Here is a 22,041-nt window from a genome sequence, read left to right on the forward strand (position 1 = left end):
AAAACTTCGGCGAGTTCTCCCTAGTGTTGCGTAAAGTAGCAATTGCACGTCAGGGAGGTTCATCGTGTTAGAAATAAAGCCAACCGTTGCTGTCGTCATGGGATCCTCAAGCGATTGGGAAACTATGCGTAACGCTTGTGAAATCCTAGATAAATTCCAAGTTCCTTACATGAAAAGAGTTATTTCTGCACATCGTACGCCAGAACTTATGGCAGACTTTGCGCACAATGCTCGTAAAGAAGGATTCCATATTATTATTGCCGGAGCAGGTGGAGCAGCTCACTTGCCTGGAATGATTGCAGCACAAACCACGCTTCCTGTTATAGGCGTGCCAGTAAAATCTCACGCACTTTCGGGCTGGGATTCTTTGCTTTCAATTGTGCAAATGCCAGGAGGTATTCCTGTTGCAACAACTGCAGTTGGAAATTCTGGAGCAACAAACGCAGGCTTGCTTGCAGTAAGTATTCTAAGCACAACCGACGAGCGTCTTGCAGAAGAGCTCGCAACATATCGCGAAGAACTCAAAGCGAAAGTTGAGGAATCCAATGCCAACCTTATCTGAAGTAACTAACGGCGCTGTTGAACGCTTAATGCCAGGCTCTACTATTGGAATTATTGGCGGCGGCCAGTTAGGGCGCATGATGGCTATTGCAGCTCGCCACATGGGCTTTAGAATTGGCGTTCTTGACCCAACTCTTGACTGCCCAGTGTTCCAAGTAGCAGATTTACAGGTTGAAGCTAATTACGACGACCCAGAAGGCTTGCGCGAACTTGCCGAACGTTGCGACGTACTAACATACGAGTTTGAAAACGTAAATGCGGATGCACTCGATAAAGTTCGTCATCTTACTGCTATTCCTCAAGGCACAGACTTGTTGCGAGTTACGCAAGATAGAGTAAGCGAAAAAACGTTTATTAATAGCCACGGAATCAAAACAGCTAAATGGCGCGAAGTAAATAATCTTGACGATTTAGATACTGCTATTGACGAAATAGGCTTGCCAGCAATTTTGAAAACTCGTCGAGGCGGCTACGACGGTCACGGTCAGGATGTTTTGCGCACAGAAGAAGACGTTGCAAATATTCACCACCGCGCAGATCGCGGCGGCAAATTCCCACCTTCAATTCTCGAAGGTTTCGTTGACTTTGCTTTTGAAGCTTCTATTCTTGTTTCCGGAAACGGCAAAGACTTTGTAACGTATCCTCTTGTAAAAAACGTGCATCACAATAGTATTTTGCACATGACCTTGGCTCCGGCAGTAGTTGATCCACAAGTTGAGCATGCGGCGCACGAATTAGCTTTAAGATTAGCTCGCGGATTTGAGCTCGCAGGAACGTTGGGAATTGAGCTTTTTATTACTAAAGATAATCAAGTAGTAGTAAACGAGCTTGCTCCACGTCCACACAATTCCGGGCATTATACGATTGAAGCTTGCGATATGAATCAGTTCGAAGCTCATATTCGCGGAATTGTTGGATGGCCTTTGAAGAAGCCTCGCCTACTTTCCCCTGCTGTTATGGTAAATGTGCTCGGACAGCATGTGGCTCCTGTACGCTCACTTATTTTAGAGCATCCAGAATGGCACGTGCACGACTACGGCAAAGCGGAAGTTAGAAAGAACCGCAAAATGGGTCATATTACAGTACTAAGCGACGACCCAGTTGAAGCCGCGGCAGCATTAGATTCAACAGGCTGCTGGGATGACGAACTTGAATACTGTGATGAACAACGAAAGGATTCGAGATGACTAGCGAACCTGTACGTCGTCACACTCGACAAAAAGAAATCGTACTCTCCTATTTGCGCGAATCTCGCAATTTTGTTTCTGCACAAGATTTGCACAGACTTTTGGCAAAAGACGGCGAGATCATTGGCTTGGCCACAGTCTATCGTCAGCTTAACGCACTAACTCAAAGCGGCGAAGTAGACACTGTGCGCTTTAACGGTCAGCAATTATTCCGCATTTGCGACGAAAACACACACCATCACCATTTAGTGTGCGAACGCTGCGGAAAAACAGTTGATATTGAACCACCCGATGACGAAGGGTGGATTCATAAAATAGCTGAATCTCACGGATACACGGTTGTTGATCACACGCTAGAAGTTTTTGGCTTGTGCGAAAACTGCCGCAATGAAGATAAGTAGCGCGCTAACAAACGCTCCGAATTAGACGCATTAGACGCATTAGACGCATTAGACGCATTAGGCAAATGCCTTCCGCGAATATTCCTCTTATTTTTGCGCGCGGAAATTGTTGCAACAATCATAGTAGTTAAAATCACAGCACAACCAACAAGCGCAATAACAAACAGCGTCATCCAAAGCGGCCACTGCAAATGATCGTCAGGCGGCTTAACAGGATCCGGCAGCACACGGTAGCCAGTCACAAGCAGCCTCTGCGAGTTCACACCGTACGGCGTGCAAGTAAGCAGCGTAGCCAAATCGCGCCCCTTCTCGCGCTGAATAAGCCTAATATCATTCGGATCAACAACGCTAATGCGAAACACCCTATATCTTAAGGTTTTACCTTGCACATCAAAATAGAAGAAATCGCCTTTTTTAAGGTAGATTAAGTCGTCAAACATAGTTGCATGCGGCAAACCCGTATGCGCCGTAATAACAGCATGCCTGTTTTTGCCACCAACTGGCAAATCCGTGCCATACAAATGACCCGCGCCATACGCTAAAACATCCTGCGAACTGCCGTGATAAATAGGCAGCTTTACACCGATTTTAGGGATTTTTACGATTCCCATAATGCCCATCGGCTCATCTAACTGCTTTTCATAATCCTTATACTCAGGCGTTTTCTTAAAATCTTCCGTGCCATTATAAGGGTCCGCCGTAAAAATCGCGCTACGATGCGCGTTATACTCACGCGCCTTATCTAAGCTAACTGCACGCGCATCTTTAGGCTGCTCGCGGCTAAGCTTGTCGTAAGCGGCAGAAAGCTGCTTAGATGCGTTGTTATTCCACAGCGTAGACGCCACTGGATACGTGAAGCATAATATTGCGGCGACTGCCAGCGCGATTGGTTCTAAAATGCGGCGCAAATGCGACTTAGGCTTTTTTGGTGCTGGTTGTGGTGATTGTTGTGGTGATTGTTGTGACGTGGGGTGCTTGAAGAAAGCATATACTTTCGTAACAGCGCTGTTTAATTTCATGCTTCCTCGGTTCGTTGGATTATTTGTTTTAGATTGGTTGAGTTATGTGGTTATGAGCGATAGATATGAAATGTGGCTGTGAGGGGTGGGTGTTACTTGTCTCGCAGCGCTACGCTCTTATACCTTACTTAGACTTAGCGGTTGCATAGTTAAGTTTAGTTTTTTACTTACTTTCTTTCAAAAATAGTTATTTATCAAAAAGATATTACTATCGCTCCGCTTTTATATTGCTCGACCAAGCAACACCTACCCCTCACTCGTTAATTAACCCACCGTTATTTTTTGGTGTGGTAGGAGTGCCTGGTGTGGAGTGTGCAGCAGCATGAATGCTAGTGCTCTCTAGGCAATAAACACTCAACTTCTGCAGAGCAATACTATTAAAGTTCACTAAGCAACAAATAGTCACTGTTCGCAGAAGCAATACTGCAAAGCTACACTAACAACGTTAGCAGAGCAATACTGCAAAGCTGCGTTAGTGTCTCTAGTCGGCTACTCGCTCTGTACGAAAAATATTAAAATCTCTACCTCACAAATATGAGTCTAGGATTTAGTTAAGTAAACCCTAGACTCACACTTGCCATTAGACTACAAGACCAGCTTTAGAAAGCAGATCAAGCGTTCTGCTGCTGTTCTTCTTCCTTGCGATTGCGCATGTAGAGGAACACACTTGCTGCAATCAAGCCCATGCCAGCAACAGCGAAAATAATCACGCCAGCAGCACCAGTTGCAGGAAGGTTGAACCAGGAATCAATGTCAAGATCACTAATCTTGGTATTAGGGAAGTCAACTGTTGTTGTTTTTCCTTCTTCAACAGTTACACCCCTAATCTCATCAGCTAAAACATAGCCAGTAGGAGCAGTAACCTCAACGAGGTAAACCATTCTGCCAGCTATAACCTTTTGATCAGTTGCAAATTTACCTTGATCGTTTGTAGTTCCAGTGAAGTTCTTGGAAGCATTGCTATCAGAGCACTCATCAGGAACATCAGTATTACCAGCAGCACGATTAAGCAAAGCAGTCTTGCAGGCTTCTGCCTTTGTTTCGGAGTTGAAGATCTTGAATACAGCGCCAGGAAGCTTGGTGGTAGGAGTTTTCTTGTCATACTTGTTTACCTGAAGTAAGCCAAGCTTAACAACCGAAGTACCACCTTTATCCTCATCGCCAGAAATAACTGGATCCGGATCCTTAGCGGCGTTATCATCATGAGACTTAAAGAAGCCAGACTTGTTCTTAATCTCGTTCTTGTTATCAGTAGTACCCTTATAGCTATCACTTAACTTGAACGAAACTGTAACGTGAACCTTAGGTTCGTCCTTCTTGTCTTTTTGAGCCTTATTCAAAGCACCTGCAATCTTACCTAAGCCATCTTTAGTGAACTTGACTAAGATACGGGTGCGACCACCTTCGAGACCCTTGTCGTCTGTATCAGTTGCAATAGCCGATGTAGTTTCGTTCTTCTTAACTTCAACAGTGTAATCCTTCGTCTTTTCAAGAGGATCATTAACTCCATCAACTTTCACAGACTCAACAGCAGCGTCCGTAATATTTGCAAACGCCTCAGTTGGAGCATCATCGAATACCATGTAGTCCTGAATACTGCTTGCGTCCAATTTGCCAGTAGGATGATTCACTTCCGAACTAATCTCGTACTTAAAATCATCATTAACCGAAACGGCGTTGCTGCCTTTTTCGGTGCTGAAAACCTTTGTGATTGCGCTAGAAAGATCCTTGTTCTTAATCTTTACAACAGGCTTGTATTCGTAAGTAGTGCTATAGGAATTTCCATCAGCAGACTTTGTTGGCTTAAGCATTGGCAAAGTCATGTAGAACACAGTCATGTCGTTTGCACCGTAGTTGCCAGTAGTAGGCATGTTGGTTTCTTCAACCTTGTAGAAGCCGAGTTGAACGTTCTCAAACTTCGCTTCGCCGTTGGTAACCTCTGCAGTCTTTATATTAGCTTGAGTCATATCAAGCTCAATCTTTGCTTCCTTCTCTTTGCCGCGATTCAAAGCATCAATTGTGGTAGCAATCTTGGACCAAGTGTCTGCATTCTTGAAATCATCAGCCTTAAGCTCAGTATCGCCAATCTTCTTGATTGGTGTAAGAGTGAACTTTGCACCATTAAGAGGCGCATGACCTTTATCACACTTAGAACTTCCTTCAGAGTCTTTCACTTCCTTTGCATCGCAATTTACGATGGTGATGCTACCAGTTGTTGTCTTATTTTGCGCATCCCACGGGGCTAAACCCTGCTGCCCACCAGTATCACCACCAGGCTGACTAGAAGGATTATGAGGGTTTTGGCGAATTGGAGGAACAGCCGCCCACGCGACGTCGGCCATGGTGACGGCGCCAGCAACGCACAGCGTGCCAGCCATCGCGAGCGACGCAATCGCCGCCACGCACTTGTTTGTTAGTTTATTCATCTTTTCTCCTTTACTCGATGCTCTTAAGAGCAGTTTGAATAAGTTGTTTTGTTTTTGTGTTTTATGTTTTGTTACTGTGTGTTTTGTTACTGTGTGTTTGCGTACCGATTGAGCCTTGTTTGTGCTTGCTAAGCACTTGTTTGTGCACCCATTCGGCACTTGTTTGTGCGTTTATTTTATGTTTTGTTTTGTTCTTCGATTACGTAGGCAGCTTTCACATTAGCATCGCCGCCTTTCGTAAAATAGTTTTCTGTATGAGTCACTTTGACTTGCCACAAATCCTGCGGCAAGCACGCTCACCATTACGGCAGCTATAGCACCCAGCTGCAAGTTCCAATTCCACTCGCCTGTGTGCGGCAACAAGTCAGATGTTTCTCGCACGTGAATGTTAATAGTCAACTTTGCAAGATTTTTGTTGGCTGTTAGCTTCGCGGCCGCAAAGGCAGCGGATATTTTCTCTGGCGTTACGTCGTTTTTAACTACTTCTGCATTGAACTTATCAAGCGCTTCAGGCTTAAGCGCATACACAACGCACTTGTAATCGCCAACCTTAGTCGGCTTTATGCTCACTTCCTTATCAGTTCGCGCAGCCACTTTTTTATTTGGATCAGCCGACGCACAAGTCGTCTCTCCTTCTTTATTAGAGTTGCACGTATTTTGCTCCGTATCCTCAGGCACACTCAACCCAAGCCATGCAGGATTGCTGCTCCAAGTAGCTTCCGCAGATTGCGACGATTCAGAAGGCTTATTAATTTGCGAACCAGTGCCAGTATTAGCACCAGTCGAGCCAGTACCGCTAGTATCGCCACTTGAGCCACTTCCAGCAGAGCCACTTCCAGCAGAGCCAGTACCTCCAGCCGAAGAACCACCACCAGCAGCATTCTTCTTCTCGCCTTTGCACAGCACGCGCAGCGTAATCTTATTCTTGCTATCCGCCGCAGAAGTAGCATCAACAAACGGCTTAAGCTCCATACCGAGCATTGCAGAAATCTTGTTATTCTTGTCAGACAACGCCGTCGGCAACGAACCATCGCCATTTCTAAACGGATACACTTTCAGCGTAAGATCATTATCCCCAACCACAAGCTGCTGCTTTTTATTCGACTTCACCTCAATCTTAATGGTCTTAACGTCCCAGACTTTCCCTCTTTTATATGTACCCGATTCAAAAATGCCATACGGGTTATAAGGCGGAGCGTCAGTGGAATCAGGTTGCGGAGCATACGCACTGAATATCTTTTCCACTTTTACTTTCTCATTAAAAAGATCCTGTTTAAGTGTACTTTTATTATCGTTAATTTTGCTATCAAATACTTGAACAAATGTGGGAGTATCGACTTTAATCGTACTTGATGATACTTTAATATCCTTAAGCGCAAGAACTTTGCATATAAAAGTTCCAGCCTCTTTAGGCGTGCCTGCAATCCAGCTTTGCGAGCGCTCGATAATATCATCACTTTCATATAAGTTGCCACTAGACTCGCTAAGTGTATCGTTAGCTGGGCGAACTCCTGGAACATGCTTCCACTGCTTTTGTGTAGTTTGACCAGTTGAACTAGCACTAGCACTAAGAGTTAAGCCATTAATTGAATTAAGGTAGTAACCACTATCTTTAGTTTCATCTCCGTCTTTATGGCAAACCATGCGATGATAAATAAGATTTGGCCTCTTAGAAGATGTAGTGTCAATAAAAATCGGAGTTATTGGGCTAAATCTTCCGTCTTCACCCGAAGTAAAAGTAACACCTTTCTTTTCATCAACTTCAGCACGATCTGTATCTTGTTCCTGGTGATTATAAACCTTTAACGATAAAACATCATTCGTAGGATTTTTGTATCTAATCTGTATACTAAAGCGTGAATATTTATTATATGAAGGACTACAGCTATTAGTGCACCATTGCGAACGAGTAAGAGTAGAATTGTCTTTATATTTTACCTTTACAAACACATAATAACTGCCATTATTCAACCATTTATTAGCATGTATTTTAATTTCGCCAGAAGTAGGATCTACTTTAACAAAATCATTATTTTCTACATTTGACTCAAGTGCAGTACTTTCAGTTGAAAGTCTCTCTAAAGAAAAACTTTCAATAAGGCCTTTAACACTACTAGATGCGTCTGTTTTGTCGTCTATTGCCGGAATACCCTTATTATTAATTTTCTTAACACGACGAAACACTGGCGTTATAGTATGAGATTCACCTATGTTGTTTATTGTAATAGATTTTTTATTTGTAACCTTATTTTTCTTTTTAATAGTATAAAAATACTCTGCTACATAGCATTTTGCGAGTTCTGTTATGCCAGCATCGCTGCACTCTTTCGGAAGCGGAGTACTGTCCGCGGCGGCGCGAGTGTTGCCCAGCTCACGCTTTTGCCGACGCAATTTATTTGCAGCATCATCTTTTTTAGCGCCTTTATCAGTGTCTTTAGCGACATCTTTGTCAGCAACTTTTTTATCGCCTTCTACAGCATTGTTTTGCTTCTGCGTTGAATCAACGTTTTGGGCGTGGTCTGCATTAGGGGCATCTGGATTGGTAGAAGGTTGCGGATTTTTAGGGTCTACAGTCTTAGAATCGCCAGCATCGCCCTTTGCAGCAGTTTCACCGCTTGCAGCGGATCCGTTTTTTGCAGGCGCTCCAGCAGTTTCCGCAGTCTTATTCTCAGGCTTTTCGTCTTGAGTTTGCGCCTGTTTAGGCTCGCCCTGCTGGCTAGCGCCCATAGAGGCGGATGGCATAATCATAAAAGTGGCAAGAATCGTAGCAACGGCAACAAAAAGAGCAACAATCGCGCGGCGAGCGCACGCTGTTTTACTGCAAATTGAGCGCAAGAATCGAAGGAAACAGCTATTGCGATGTAAATCACTCATCGACGCATCTCCTCCCTGCATACCGAGCCTTAAATACTATACCCCCCCCCCCAGGAAATTTTTGGCTCATAATCCAAATTTTTCAACTCGCACCAATACTTTTAGCAATTTAAAGCAATTAGACTACTAATAATAATTGTGTTTGTAACATGTTTTTATATTGAAAAATTATTAAAAACACATAATAATAAAATTTGTAAAATTAACCAAATTTGTATATGCTTATATGTACGACAAGCTCACTTCACTATAGGAAGTGTTGATTGCTGTTAGCAGGGGTCACCAGTTTTGCGTGACCCCCTAGCATATTCACTTTTCCAAAACAATGCACAGCTAAATTATAGATTTTTATAACACCTTTTATCCGGATTGTAGGCCAATCGTCGGAATGAAAACTCGCCAATTCGCAAGGAAAACAATGAAACATCGCACTTACGCTTGCTTATTAAACCCTTTAATAATAGCCATAGCGAAACATAGTAGCAATGAATTCGATTTCTTGATTGTTAATACGACCAACTTGAACTTGAAAACCACGAGACAAAAGCTCAATATAGATTCAATTACACTCTCGGTTATAGCTTTCGATTATAGTCGATAAATTTATCGTTTCTTACACTTGTTTCTGTTATAAACGAAATAAATTAAAAATTCACCTTTGAGGTTAAGGCCGTGGTGTTCTAACGATGTTGTGAGCGTTAATGCATCAGTTAACTGACTGAGTTTTTAACAGTGTTAGGCTTATCAGCGTTATTTTCTCAGTTCGTTGACTGAGTTTTTAACAGTATTTGGGTGATTACCGTTATTTTCTCAGTTGGTTGACTGAATTAGTAACGGTGTTTGGATTGCACTATGCCACAGCCCAAACACCGTTTCAAGATTTAATCGTGCCCCCGACGCGACTCGAACGCGCAACCAACGGATTAGAAGGCCGTTGCTCTATCCTTTGAGCTACAGAGGCAAACAAATGGCTATTATACCAAAACGGCACTATCAACGCGCCTTAAAAACAGAAAATAACAGAAATAGCCTATAAAAGTCACCTAAAAAGTCGCCTATAAAAGTCACATATAAAAGTCACATATAAAACTTGCAAAAATCCTATTTACAAAACGTCACTGCAAAAATTAAGCAAACACTACTCAATAATCCATGCAAGTGACATTAACACAGCAAGGAAGAAAACGTTCACAATCGTGTACGTAAGCAAATAACGTCCCCTATGCTCAGGATACTGATGTGTAATTCCCTTGTAAGAAATAAGCGAAGCCATAGAAGCAATAAGCGTACCCATTCCACCAAGATTCGTACCAATAATCAGCATCTTCCACTGATCACAGAATCCAGAAAGCAAAATCGTCGTCGGCACGTTGCTAATAAACTGGCTTGAAGCAATAGAAACTTCCATAGGATGCGACCCAACCCACATTTGTGCAAAATCACTAAAGCCCGGAACTCTTCGCATATTGCCAATAAAAATAAAGAACATAATAAAGGTAAGCGGCAAAGCCCAATCAAGAACACGGAACACATGACGGTCGCAAAGAAGGAAAGCCACCACCATAATCACAACCATAATCCAATCCGGAATCCAACCACTAACACCACACAAGCAAACCACAAAAAGCAGGCTGTAAACAATAACGCGCCAACGAGTAAAGCTCATGCCGTAGCCCATAACGCGAATCTCATCCGGCTGCGGACGACCATGCGAAGGAGCAAGTACACTCTGCTCAATATCATCACCGTGCAAGCCAGCAAACTGATCAACCTTACGAGACTTAAAGAACACAAAAGCAAACGCAACCATAAGCACCGCAGCCGTAACCGTATACGGTGACATAATCTTCAAAAAGTCTTTAGTAGACATATGCGTTAACGCTTTTAAGTACAAGTTATGTGCATTGCCAATAGGGGTTAGCATACTGCCAACATTCGCGCCAATAGTCATAAGCGTGATTACAAGAATCGAACGTTTTTCAGCATTCGCCATAACAAGCACAGAAAGCGCAAAAGGCACAAAAGTTACGAGAGCAACATCGTTCGTAATAAACATTGCCGAGAAAAACGTCAGAGACATGAGCACTAACACAAGCCCACGCTCAGTTCTAACATGCCTTAGCAAACGCGCACCAATCGCACGAAATACACCAATGCGCTGGAATCCACACACAACCATCATTAAGCAAATAAGCTGCGAAATAGTATTTACGTGAATATAACCCCAGTATTGAGAATCAGGAGGCACGAAAAAACATGAAATAATTGCCAAAATTGCCGCAACAATAAGAATGGTTTCACACTTGACCAGATTCAACAGCCAGCGCTTCATCATTCCTCCGTAAGGCAGTAAACACAATGCTTCCATTATACTAGAAACCCAATCCCACAAACAGGTTAAATTCCCGACAAAATCGTTGCAATAGCAATAAATTAGCAACTACTAATAGCATGATTTAGCCTAAAATAGCTAACACAAAATTCCGCCCTTTTTTGTGACACGCGCATCAGCAAAGCATGTCGCAAAAGACAGGAATAAGTATATTATGTAGAAAAGAATTTGTTGACTACACAACTACACAACTACACAACTACACAACTACATAGCTACATAAGAAGCGGAATATGGCAGAAATAAAAGAAACTGAAAGTAAGAAGATTGAACAAAAGCTCGCACGCCAAAAGCATCTTCGTGAAAACCATAAGCGCAACACTGCAGATTTAATTGTTGAATGCTTAGTAAATGAAGGCGTTGAAGTAGTTTTCGGCATTCCAGGTGAGGAAAATATTCCGCTTCTTGAGGCGATTGAGCGAGACGGTCGCATTCGTTTTGTGCTTACTCGCCACGAGCAGGGCGCTGGTTTTATGGCAGCAACATACGCTCATATTACTGGAAAACCGGGCGTATGCTTGGCAACTTTAGGCCCTGGCGCACTAAATCTTACTCTTCCTGTAGCTCAAGCAAACGCAAGCACTACGCCGCTTGTTGCTATTTGCGCACAAGGTAATGTTTCTAGGCTTTATAAGGAATCTCATCAGATTATTGATTTGGTTGCACTCTTCCAGCCGATTACGCAATGGTCTTCTATGATGCTTGCTCCAGAATCTGCGCCGGAAATGGTTCGAAAAGCTTTCTCTATTGCCGGCCGAAACCGTCCGGGAGCCACGTGCCTTGTTATTCCGGAAGATATTAGCGAAATGCAAGCGCCTGAAGACGCGAAGCCTCTTCCACTTCCACATCCGCTGCATATTATGCCAGCTCCGGACACTATTGAAGAAGCTGCGAAAATTATTAGTAAAGCAAAACAGCCTATTATTTTGGCTGGAAACGGTGTTGCGCGCTCTCACGCTGAGGATCAGCTTCTTGCTTTTGCCGAGCAGCTTAACGTGCCAGTTGCAACTACTTTTGAAGGAAAAGGCGTTTTCCCGGATAATCATCCGAATGCGCTTGGCGTCGTTGGATTTATGCATCGCGACTACGAAAACTTCGCTTTTGACACGGCTGATTTGATTATTGCCGTAGGTTTTTCAATTCAGCAGTTTGATCCTAAAAAAATCAACCCGAATATTGATAAAACCATTATTCACATCAATACTTTTGTGGAAGATACCGACGCGCACTACCCTACTGCGCTGAACATTATGGCAAATATTGGCCAAACGCTTAAAACTCTTACAGAAGTATTAAAGACACGCAACGTAACTTTCGACGTAAGCCACCCTCGTATTAGACAACTACTTACGGAAGAATTACATTCTTGCGAAAACGACGAAAGCATGCCAATGAAACCGCAGCGAGTAGTTTACGATATTCGCCGCGCTGTTCCTGAAGGCACGAAGGTGCTTGTAGATACGGGCGCTTTGAAAATGTGGATGGCACGCTTGTACCCAACTATGCACCCGAATACTTGCATAATAGACAACAGCCTTTCTACTATGGCTTGGACGCTTCCGGGTGCTGTTGGAGCTTCGTTTATTCGCGATATTGGCGGCAAAATGAACGCAAAACCAGTTTTGGCCGTAATGGGCGACGGAAGCTTTATGATGAACGTGCAGGAAATTGAAACAGCTGTGCGCGTTGGAAGCCGCATGGTTGTTCTTGTTTGGGAAGATAACGCGTACGGCTTAATCAAGTGGAAGATGGAGCTTCACGCAGGCGAGCACGAATACGTTGATTTCCATAATCCGGACGTGCCAAAATTGGCTGAAAGCTTTGGTGCGCGTGGACATGCTGTTAAAAAGCCAGAGGATTTGTACAATATGCTTCGCGCGGCTTTGGAGCAAGAAAGCGGCGTTGACGTGATTTCTTGCCCAGTTGATTACAGCGAGAATATGAAGCTTATTGAAAAACTCGGCGATATTGACTTTAGTAACTGACGATACGCTCCAAACGTGCGCAACTTGTCTCGCGTTTGGAGCGCTTTATTTAGCTAATCCCTCCAAACGTGCGCAACTTATCTCGCATTTGGAGCGCTTTATTTAGCTAATCCCTCCAAACGCGGGAAATCTATCTCGCATTTGGAGCGTAGCGTCAGCTACTAAAGTATATTTATATAGAAAGCATGTTGGTAAAAACAAATTTTGCTAATCTACAACATGCAAAGTACGATAAATGTAATTTTTATATTTTTCTGGATTAAGCCTACTACATATTTCAACATTAGGAGTTTTACCAGAGAAGAAATTAGCATCAACAAGAACTGAGCCATAACTTGGTCCAGGGGTTGCATCAACTTGGCAATAATATTTTGTGCACTCGCTTATACATTCAGGATATAACGCAGCGGCAACTGCAGATGGATCAGCCATATCTAAATAAGCATCCCCAAAACGGCTAACATTCATTTCCATTAATTCCCTATTACAATCAATAGCGAACTTACCGAGTTCTCCACTTTTGCGAATATTAGCAATTTCTTGCGGATTCAGCATACATTCTCCCAAGCATGCATCCCATCCAACAAACATAATATTTTTAAGACCAGAATCAACTAATATCTTTGCAGCTTCTGCATCTTGCCAAATATTAAATTCTGCTACAGGAGAAACATTTCCACGGCCTAAACCAGCAGATCCCATAACGACTATGCGACCAACTTTTTCCATCGCTTCATAATCAACCTTAATAGCTAGAGCAATATTAGTTAATGGCCCTAATGCAATAATGTCTATTTCACCATCTTCACTGTTTCTCAAAGTTTCAATCATTTTCAAAACAGCATTACCATTACTTTCTTTCAAACGATGAGGCACTAGACCAATATCACCCATTCCATCTCTACCATGAGTTTCATGAGCATAAGCCAAATCGCGCAACAGCATGCTTCTGCTTCCTTTATATACAGGTGGCTCATATGAACCAGCATGCTCGATAGTAGTAAGCGTATTGATAGTCGCTTGTTCCATGCACACGTTTCCCGATACAGTGCAAAACATTAATATCTCATATCTAGGATCATTCAAAGCCATGGCAATTGCCATAGCATCATCCGAACCACAATCTGTATCTATTATTATTTTCTTTTTAGAATAAATTCCTTGATTTTCCATAAATTCTAAATATCCCATCAACTAATAGAAACTGTAGTTTCAGATGTGATTACAATATTTACACTCTCACAGAATTTGCGACTGCAAATTTTTGCGGGCAGATTCCATTGAGGTGATTTTCCCTAGAAGCTCAAGCTTTTCCTGACCATCCTTAAGTTTTGCCATACGCGCTCGAGCTGCACCAATTCTACGCATAAAACCAACGTCTAAAAGTCGAATAAGCAGCTCGTTCGCATACTTGCTTTCTGCAACAGTAGCTTTTCGCAAAAAATCCGAAGGAGATCCGTTTGAAGATTGCTGATTCTGCCGATTGCCGGCATCTTCTAACGAGTCTGAAGCTGCAGGAAGCGGCAATGGCATTACCGAAAGCTCCGTAATAACAGACTCCAGCAAAGGTCCAGCCGCTTTAGTCATCATATGCAACCACAATCCTTGCGTAACGTTGTCAGTCGGCAATCCTCCCGCAGCAACAAACGCCTGGAAAAGCGTTCTAAAAACTGGAGTAATAAAATTATTCAAAGTAAGCTGCGCAAATAATTGTTCATTAAACGCAAGCGGAACTTGCAGCAACAAAGCCATAAACTGCTGCTCGCACATGAATACAGCATCATCAACGCGATAATAACGCTGATTTTGCGCAGCACTTCGAACAATAGCCATCCTAGAAGCTTTAGAATCTGCATCACGCTCAGCAACAGCCTGCGGCAAGCCAGCAGGAGTAGCGTTATACCTAGATGCGTAAGCATCGTCGTCACGAACTTGCAAACGGCGGCGAGAAGCCTCAACTTCCCTACGCATAGCAGCTAAATCAACACCAATTGCGCGCACAGCTTTGCGAGAATACAAGTCAAGAAGCGAACGGTCGCGAATTTGCGCAATAAGAGGCGCAACAGCTTTCACCGCACCCATTTGGCCAGTCGTAAACGAAGTATCAAAACGATTGATAACAGTATTGATAACAAAGTCATAAAGCGGACTTGCGTGCGAAACCAGCGAGCGCACAGCATCGTCACCGCGCTGAATACGCAAATCACAAGGATCAAGATTATTGTCTGCTACAGCAACAAAAGTTTGCGTCAAAAATGCGGAATCTAAGCCAAAAGCGTGAAGCGCAGCCTTTTGACCTGCAGCATCACCGTCAAAAGTAAAAACAATTCGCGAGCTTACAGACTGACCATCCACCTTTAGAGGGCCAACAAGCTGAATTGCACCCAAAGAATCATCAGCAATAAGACGTCGCACAATCTTCGCATGTTCAACTCCGAAAGCAGTTCCGCAAGTAGCAACGGCAGTATCAACACCAGCTAAATGGCATGCCATAACGTCCGTGTAGCCTTCAACAATTACAACTTGACGCTTTTTAACAATATTTGCTTTCGCTAAGTCGATTCCGTACAAAACTTGCGTTTTTCGATACAGTGCAGTGTCGGGAGTGTTAATATATTTTGCGCTAATAGAATCGTCGTCGTAAAGCTTTCTTGCACCAAAGCCAAGAGTTCTACCAGTCGAGTCGCGAATAGGCCAAGTTAAGCGACCGCGGAAGTAGTCGTATATTCCTCGCTGACCGAGTCTAGCTAAGCCAGCGTCAAGCAGCTCTTGACGCGTAAAACCTTTATTAGCTAAGTATCTGACTAAATTATCCCAACCTTTAGGCGCGTAGCCACAAGAAAAACGCGCACTTTGCTGAGGAGTAAAGTTTCGCCCGGCAAGTAATTCACGCGCGGCAGCAGCTTCCTCAGTATTAAGATTTGAAGCGAAAAACTTTTGAGCTTCTTCATTTGCTTCTAAAAGCCTGGCTCGCTTAGAACCGTGCGATTGAGAGTCGCCTTTTTCTGCCTGCTGGTAGTGCATTTCAATGTGGTAATGATCTGCCAAAAACTCAACAGCTTCGCGAAAATCAATGTTTTCTTTCTGCTCAACATACTTAAAAACGTCGCCGCCTGCACCGCATCCGAAGCAGTGCCACACACCCAAACTTGGACGCACGCTAAAACTCGGTGTTTTTTCATCGTGGAATGGGCAAAGACCTACAAAAGTGCCAGTTCCCGAAGGCTTAAGCGTAACAGTTGCAGACACAATATCATACAAATCTGCCACAGCGCGCACGCGCTCAATATCTTCTTTTGCGATCATTCCAACCATGGTATCTAGCTTATCGCAAACCGGCGGCGAGTGGTATTGGTGGTATGTGAAAACATTTGCCGTATATTTTCCCCGGCATTTTTCCGCTCTGGCGTTATATGGAAACATTTGCCGTATTATCAAGGACGCGCGGTTCCGTTCGCACCTGCCCCGGACGATTCGAACGCATACTATCTTGTGGAAGAGCCTTTCTACTGGAGTGCAAATCCTAGCGAATCGTTGTAAAGCGCACTAAAAACGTATCACTTGCGTACAAGTTGCATATGTCACTTGCGTAAATCACTTACGTACAGAGCTTACGTACAATACTTGCGTACAATGCTTACGTATGTCTCTTACGTACAGAACTTACGTGCAACACTTGCGTTAACCAGCAAACTTTATACAGATTCGTTCTTTTACTTGCGCTTACAATTCCCTATCTTGAATGAAACTAATCCAATCAAATGGCTTCTCAACTAGGTAGTAAACGTTAGAATCATCCGGAGCTGGAGCAAAAGGCACAGGCTTATTAAATTCAGTTGGAACAAACGGATTATGCGTCATATCTCCATTTTTTGCATTAACTATTTGCTCTGATTTACTGTAATATTTAGGATCTCTGCGCAAAATAAACGGACGATCCATATCCGGTTTAGTCTTGCCTTTGCCTTTAAAGAATCCGCTTGCTTCTAGTTCGTCGAGCTTTGCATTAACCGGAACAAGAACGAAATATGCGCGCATCCTATACGTTATACCCTTGTTACCTCCAGGTATTTTCTCGTAACTAGGTCCGTAACTTGAATAAAGAGGATTCTTATCTAAATCTTCATACGAAACAAATTTTCCGTTAATGCAAGATCCTGCAGGCAAAGTGTATATTTCATTACCACAGTAAGGATCACCGCCATCACGGAATATATCAACCATTCCCGTGTCGCCAAATAGTAACGTATTTTGCATAGGAAGTGAATTATGTTTCTCATTGTCGTAAACTTTGATTGCACTTCCTATGAGGTTCTGAGTAAACTGCCACATTCCAAAACTGTGATAATACTGTGTTTTATCGTCGTTAGCTATATCCTCAATAGCATGAGGTCCACGAAGAAGAAGATCCGTGTTTTCTTCCGGACCTTCCATTGTATGATGCCCTATTTCAAACTCTAAGCAATCTCCAGATTTAGTGCACCATTTTCCAACAAACGGTGTAAGCGTCGACACTTCAACTGTAGTTAAATATTCACTATAGTACTTTTTTGAAGTAAACATTTTCTTCGTTTCAGAAGCATCAGCGCCATAGTAAAGCGTTATGTCGGTATCTCCCCTATGTGATTGCCCTAATCCAAGATTAGACCCAACAATTTTGCCTAAGTGTTTTCGGGATGAATATTTTGGTACAAGTCTAACTTTGAATCCTTCATCAGACATCATTTTGTACGCTTCGTCTTTATCTTTATCGAATAATTCAACAGGAACAGACCTGCCGCTATCAGGATATTTATCTTCTTCTCCAACGCCTATGAAGATTTCTTTATTTTCATCTAAAGGCTCGCCTGGCATTGGGTTAGTTGCAGCAATTTTTCCAGGATGAACTGATGCTACTGTGTAAACTTTTACTGGAACTCCCATTGATTTTAATAGAGGCGCTGCTTCTTCAACAGTTTTTCCAATCACTCCCTTTTCCGGAATTCCAGGACCTTTGGATTCAACGACCGTTACAACGTGATTTCCGTGAATAACTTGCCCAGGTTTTACGTTTTGATACCGAGCAAAATTACCTGGTTTACTTCCTCCGAAATCTTTTACTAAGTGAGTTTCAACACCTTTTTCTTGCAGTTCGCGTACAACATCTTGCGCAGATTGTGAAGTTTTTGCTTTAGGTACTACTATGCGTTCAGATGGTGCTGCTTTACGAAAATGCGGAGAAGTAAAGAAGAAGACTGCCGCCGCAATAATTGCAACCGCTGCTATAACACATGCGCTGATGATAATTAGTTTGCGATTTTTGAGAAAATTGGTTTTGATTGGGCTTGTTGCTTTTGCGGGATTTGGTTGAGAGTATTGCGGATTATATTGCGACTGCTGCTGGTATTGCGTCTGCGGATTATATTGCGGCTGATATTGGGTTTGCTGTTGATTATAGTACGGTTGTTGCGGCTGCTGCGGCTGAGACTGCTGCGGCTGAGACTGCTGGTAGTCCGGCTGAGCTTCATTTTCAACAACAGCTCCACAAAAACCGCAAAACTTGGTACTTTCGTCAATCTTATTTCCGCAATTTGTACAAAACATCGTAGCCTTCTCTCGTGCGCGCAACAATCTCATCTACAGAAAAATCTGCTTTCTATACTACAGCTACTTGCGCAATTTTTTAATGCGACAACAAACGCCGTGAATATTCACGGCAAATGTTTCCGCATAACGCCGAAACGGCAACAAACGCCGGGAAAACAACACGGCAAATGTGGTCAAAAAACAGCCAATACGGAAACAAACGCCAGAGAAATAACACGGCAAATGTTTCCACATAACACCAGAACGGAAACAAACGCCAGAGAAAAAACACGGCAAATGTGGTCAAAACAGCTTTTAACCACAATCGTAAATTTAAGTTGTTTAATAGATAAAACGCAAATAGTATCAGCAACATGTTAAACAATCTAATGCATTCAATTTTAGAAGAAGAAAATGCCGGCAGATGCTTAATGGCATCAAAAACCAGCTCTCGCAAGAGTTTGAGACGACACTTGCAATCCGGTCATCTTGTCGAGCCATACTATGGCTTGTATACTCGAGCTGAGCATTGGAATAAACTTTTATACAAAGACAAAATTCTTCACATTGCACTATCTCTACAAGAGAAAATAAAAATCTTATCATGGAAGTTTACCGGAGAAACCGGAGCTGTAATGCTGAATTTGGACACAGCTAGCACTCCGAATGATTATGGAAAACCGACTAAAATCTACGTTTCGTGTCCTTACGAAGAAAAATACGTAACCTCAAAAAACTCGCAAGAAGAATATACTAGAGCTAGTCGTCAGCTTCAACGCGTACATTTGCCAGATATTGTAGACGACGAATTGGGAATCCGCATCGAAACATTCAATTTTGCGCAGAAAAAATCCAATAATAAACAACAAAATATTCCCACAACAAATTTTGGGCATTTAGAGACTCCAAAAGATAAAGCCATGCAACATGTTGCAAGTATATACAACATACTATTCGTGTGCGCGTGGACTCTTCCTTTTAGACGCGCTCTTCCTATTTTTGATTCTGCGGCAAAAAACAATGTAGATCTTGAAAAAGTTTATAAAGTGTGCGCAGAATTTTACGAAGAATTCCGATATCAATATGATGCACCATCGTTCCAAGATGTGCCATATTTAAAAGATAAGCATTCGATAATTAGTTACGTAAACGAATGCGACATTTTAGCTAGACTTCTCATACTGTGCAGACTTGCAAATGGTAAAAGCGAAAATAGTGGAGAATCACTGGCTAGAGCAACAATGATTGAACTTGGATTTAAAAACCCAGAGTTACAGCGAGAATTTTTTAATGAAAACAATCCAAAATGGCCGTATAGAGTAGATTTCGCATGGGAAATTAATAAAAAACTAATTGTCGGCGAACTTGACGGTACAGATAAATATTTAGCTGATAGTTGGGCAGATATAGATAGTATTGAAAGTAACGAAATCGATATAAATGGCAAGAATGCAATAGGAAACGTAAATAAATTAGCAAACAATAATTCAGAGAATGACAATAGCTTAACTGACTCTTTTGGGATTAATATTCTACATTATTACGACAGAGATGCAGTGCGGCGTGAGCATAAAAGGGAGCGTTTCCTGCTAAATTGTGGGGTAAATAATATAGTTCGTTTTGATTTTACTGATGTAATAAACCCTGAAAAACTTGAAAACTTATTACTCAATGCAGGAGTACCTAAGATTGATTATTAGTTAGTTAAAATCAGTTAGCGTAACCTCTTTACTCACGGCAAATGTGGTCAAATAACGCCAGAGTGGAAACAAATGCCGGGAAAATATACGGCAAATGTGGTCAAATAACGCCAATACGGAAACAAACGCCGGGAAAATATACGGCAAATGTGGTTAGACGCGGCCAAATCACAGTGATTCGCCAGGAATTGCACTCCAGTCGAAAGGTTCTTCCACAAGATAGTACGCGTTCGAATCATCCGGGGCAGGCGAAAACGGAACTGCTCGTCCTTTTTCAGAAGGAATAAACGGATTAACCCAATTGCCTCCTCCAGCCGGCAAATTCTTGCGTGTTTCTTTGTATAGCTTAGGATTCCTGCGCAAAATAAACGGACGCTTTAAATCCGGCTTGTCTGTAGGCTTTCCAACAAAATAGCCACTGTTTATAAGCTTATCGAATTTCGCACCAACAGGCACAACCACCATAAAATCTTGCATTGTGTAGTAGAGACCAACATCTTTACCTGGATCATGAGTAATTTCATCAAGCTTTTCAGAGTCTCCAATAAAATCAACATATTTTCCATTTACGCATGCGGATCCATATGAAGCAAGAAGAATATCATCGCTTCCACATTGTACAATTCCTCCGCCAGCGTACAATTCAATTGCGCCTGTGTCTCCAGAAATAAGATGATTTCTCATGTATTTTGTATTAGGAACGTTTTTATCAAACACAGCCCTATCTGCAGGGTCCTGGCCTGCTGACGTCAATGTGAGTACGCCCCTAAGATTTATCTTGTCTCTTTTATCTTTATCAGGTATTCTGCCGTTTTTATCTGCAATATCTGCCGGTATAAGTTCCTTAATGTCCTTCTCTTCCGTATCTAATTCGGAAACTCCACCCATAAGACGAGGAAGAAGATTTATGCAATTGCCGCTCTTCGTGCACCACTTGCCTATAAAAGAGCCAGCGTGATTTACAAGATATATTGTTTGATCGCCGTAATCCATCTGCTCAGTCACCACATCCTTAGCTTTGGACGCGTCAACACCGTAGTAAAGCGTTACGGCTTTAGGACTGCCTCTAGTGCCCAAAGCTGGGTAGGCGCCAACGATTTTGCCAAAATACTTTGCAGACGAGAACTTCGGTCGAAGATCTACGGCGAAAGGTTTAGAAGATAGCATGTCCTTGGCTTTGTCTTTATCTAAGCCAAACACGTCAACCGGCACGCCATCGCACTTTTCGCCAACCGCAATATTTATTACGCCGTCTTTACCAACAGCGTTTCCAGGCATAGGGCTAGACGCAACAATCTTACCGTCTGTAGCATCGGTAGAAGGAACGTGATGCAGTTTTACTGGAACGCCCATTGACTTCACGATTTTTTTGGCATTGTCTAAACTTGCGCCAACAACGCCTTTCGCAGGAACGCCCGGGCCTTTAGATCTTAGAATTTTCACAACTGTTTTAGTTGACACTTTAGAACCCGGCTTAACGTTTGCGTATCGAAGGAAGTTGCCCTGCTTTTCGCCGCCAAATTCGTCTATAATTTTCGTGCGGAAACCCTTATTTTCCAAGGACTTTACGACTCCATCCGTATCGTCTCCAGCTTTTGCTTTAGGAATTTTAGCGTAGGCTTTTGCACTAGTTAAGTTTGCGATTGAATTAGGATTTTTTACGCAATATAAAACAGTGCCTGTAATTACAAGCGCGATTGCAAGAATAATGCTCGTAATCATAATTATGAGTTGCTTGCGATTATGAAGAGGGTCAAATTTGAAGGAATTATGAGATTGCGACGAGCTTGATAAGTTGGACGAGTTTAATGAGCTGTATGAATCGGCTACATCGCTTTCAACAACAGCTCCACAAAAACTGCAGAACTTATCGTCAGCGTCAATCTTATTTCCGCAATTTATGCAAAACATCGCAACCTTCTTCGCACAAT

13 protein-coding genes and 1 tRNA gene are annotated in these 22,041 nt (G+C 42.6%); 5 read left to right on the forward strand and 9 right to left on the reverse strand.

Annotated elements, in window-relative coordinates; translation table 11 throughout:
• Positions 1-97 precede the first annotated feature (97 nt).
• From purE to HXT33_RS04450, 3 genes are read left to right on the forward strand one after another with little or no spacing between them, the layout of a single operon-like run.
• Positions 98-562 (forward strand): 5-(carboxyamino)imidazole ribonucleotide mutase, encoded by a 465-nt coding sequence (purE, locus tag HXT33_RS04440; protein WP_373276886.1) that lies wholly within the window; start codon positions 98-100, stop codon positions 560-562.
• On the forward strand, positions 546-1,748 hold the full coding sequence (gene purK / locus HXT33_RS04445) for a 5-(carboxyamino)imidazole ribonucleotide synthase (protein WP_421786713.1): 1,203 nt from the start codon (positions 546-548) through the stop codon (positions 1,746-1,748). Before purE ends, purK begins: the two co-directional genes overlap by 17 nt.
• Entirely contained in the window at positions 1,745-2,149 is a 405-nt protein-coding gene (locus HXT33_RS04450; RefSeq protein WP_004126956.1) for a Fur family transcriptional regulator, read from the forward strand. The genes purK and HXT33_RS04450 overlap by 4 nt, the downstream gene beginning before the upstream one ends.
• On the opposite strand, the gene HXT33_RS04455 is transcribed toward HXT33_RS04450, so the two are convergent.
• The 5 genes from HXT33_RS04455 to HXT33_RS04475 form a co-directional block, all read right to left on the reverse strand.
• Entirely contained in the window at positions 2,095-3,168 is a 1,074-nt protein-coding gene (locus HXT33_RS04455) for a class C sortase (protein ID WP_421786715.1), read from the reverse strand. The genes HXT33_RS04450 and HXT33_RS04455 overlap by 55 nt on opposite strands.
• A 611-nt stretch (positions 3,169-3,779) precedes the next feature.
• Positions 3,780-5,594, reverse strand: a complete 1,815-nt coding sequence (locus HXT33_RS04460; RefSeq protein ID WP_421786717.1) for a SpaH/EbpB family LPXTG-anchored major pilin — start codon at positions 5,592-5,594, stop codon at positions 3,780-3,782.
• A gap of 219 nt (positions 5,595-5,813) precedes the next feature.
• Complete coding sequence (locus HXT33_RS04465; RefSeq protein WP_421786719.1) at positions 5,814-8,468, reverse strand: hypothetical protein; 2,655 nt, start codon at positions 8,466-8,468, stop codon at positions 5,814-5,816.
• An 888-nt stretch (positions 8,469-9,356) separates the two neighbouring features.
• A tRNA-Arg gene (locus HXT33_RS04470) sits at positions 9,357-9,429 on the reverse strand.
• Between the two features lie 177 nt (positions 9,430-9,606).
• Positions 9,607-10,800 (reverse strand): SLC13 family permease, encoded by a 1,194-nt coding sequence (locus HXT33_RS04475; RefSeq protein WP_421786721.1) that lies wholly within the window; start codon positions 10,798-10,800, stop codon positions 9,607-9,609.
• A gap of 293 nt (positions 10,801-11,093) precedes the next feature.
• On the opposite strand from HXT33_RS04475, the gene HXT33_RS04480 reads away from it, so the two are divergent.
• Entirely contained in the window at positions 11,094-12,845 is a 1,752-nt protein-coding gene (locus tag HXT33_RS04480; protein ID WP_421786723.1) for an acetolactate synthase large subunit, read from the forward strand.
• Positions 12,846-13,052: 207 nt separating this feature from the next.
• Here HXT33_RS04480 and HXT33_RS04485 read toward each other — a convergent pair whose 3' ends face one another.
• The 3 genes from HXT33_RS04485 to HXT33_RS04495 form a co-directional block, all read right to left on the reverse strand.
• Positions 13,053-14,018 carry a nucleoside hydrolase gene (locus tag HXT33_RS04485; protein ID WP_421786725.1) on the reverse strand — a complete coding sequence of 322 codons (966 nt, stop codon included), beginning with the start codon at positions 14,016-14,018 and terminating at the stop codon, positions 13,053-13,055.
• A 66-nt stretch (positions 14,019-14,084) separates the two neighbouring features.
• On the reverse strand, positions 14,085-16,160 hold the full coding sequence (gene dnaG, locus HXT33_RS04490) for a DNA primase (protein WP_421786727.1): 2,076 nt from the start codon (positions 16,158-16,160) through the stop codon (positions 14,085-14,087).
• Positions 16,161-16,568: 408 nt separating this feature from the next.
• Complete coding sequence (locus tag HXT33_RS04495) at positions 16,569-18,428, reverse strand: PASTA domain-containing protein (protein WP_421786729.1); 1,860 nt, start codon at positions 18,426-18,428, stop codon at positions 16,569-16,571.
• Positions 18,429-18,784: 356 nt separating this feature from the next.
• Here HXT33_RS04495 and HXT33_RS04500 point away from each other — a divergent pair, with 356 nt between their 5' ends.
• Positions 18,785-20,110, forward strand: coding sequence for a hypothetical protein (locus HXT33_RS04500; RefSeq protein WP_421776051.1), 1,326 nt, complete (start codon positions 18,785-18,787; stop codon positions 20,108-20,110).
• Between the two features lie 168 nt (positions 20,111-20,278).
• Here HXT33_RS04500 and HXT33_RS04505 read toward each other — a convergent pair whose 3' ends face one another.
• Positions 20,279-22,021 (reverse strand): PASTA domain-containing protein, encoded by a 1,743-nt coding sequence (locus HXT33_RS04505; protein WP_421786731.1) that lies wholly within the window; start codon positions 22,019-22,021, stop codon positions 20,279-20,281.
• Between the last annotated feature and the right edge of the window lie 20 nt (positions 22,022-22,041).

This window comes from Gardnerella sp. DNF00753, from assembly GCF_049244275.1.
GTDB classification, from domain to species: domain Bacteria; phylum Actinomycetota; class Actinomycetes; order Actinomycetales; family Bifidobacteriaceae; genus Bifidobacterium; species Bifidobacterium greenwoodii.

Coding starts and splice junctions, on each gene's coding strand:
- HXT33_RS04465 (WP_421786719.1), bottom strand. CDS start 8,468: ATGAGTGATTTACATCGCAATAGCTGTTTCCTTCGATTCTTGCGCTCA.
- HXT33_RS04455 (WP_421786715.1), bottom strand. CDS start 3,168: ATGAAATTAAACAGCGCTGTTACGAAAGTATATGCTTTCTTCAAGCAC.
- HXT33_RS04450 (WP_004126956.1), top strand. CDS start 1,745: ATGACTAGCGAACCTGTACGTCGTCACACTCGACAAAAAGAAATCGTA.
- HXT33_RS04460 (WP_421786717.1), bottom strand. CDS start 5,594: ATGAATAAACTAACAAACAAGTGCGTGGCGGCGATTGCGTCGCTCGCG.
- HXT33_RS04505 (WP_421786731.1), bottom strand. CDS start 22,021: ATGTTTTGCATAAATTGCGGAAATAAGATTGACGCTGACGATAAGTTC.
- dnaG (WP_421786727.1), bottom strand. CDS start 16,160: ATGGTTGGAATGATCGCAAAAGAAGATATTGAGCGCGTGCGCGCTGTG.
- purE (WP_373276886.1), top strand. CDS start 98: ATGGGATCCTCAAGCGATTGGGAAACTATGCGTAACGCTTGTGAAATC.
- purK (WP_421786713.1), top strand. CDS start 546: ATGCCAACCTTATCTGAAGTAACTAACGGCGCTGTTGAACGCTTAATG.
- HXT33_RS04475 (WP_421786721.1), bottom strand. CDS start 10,800: ATGAAGCGCTGGCTGTTGAATCTGGTCAAGTGTGAAACCATTCTTATT.
- HXT33_RS04485 (WP_421786725.1), bottom strand. CDS start 14,018: ATGGAAAATCAAGGAATTTATTCTAAAAAGAAAATAATAATAGATACA.
- HXT33_RS04480 (WP_421786723.1), top strand. CDS start 11,094: ATGGCAGAAATAAAAGAAACTGAAAGTAAGAAGATTGAACAAAAGCTC.
- HXT33_RS04495 (WP_421786729.1), bottom strand. CDS start 18,428: ATGTTTTGTACAAATTGCGGAAATAAGATTGACGAAAGTACCAAGTTT.
- HXT33_RS04500 (WP_421776051.1), top strand. CDS start 18,785: ATGTTAAACAATCTAATGCATTCAATTTTAGAAGAAGAAAATGCCGGC.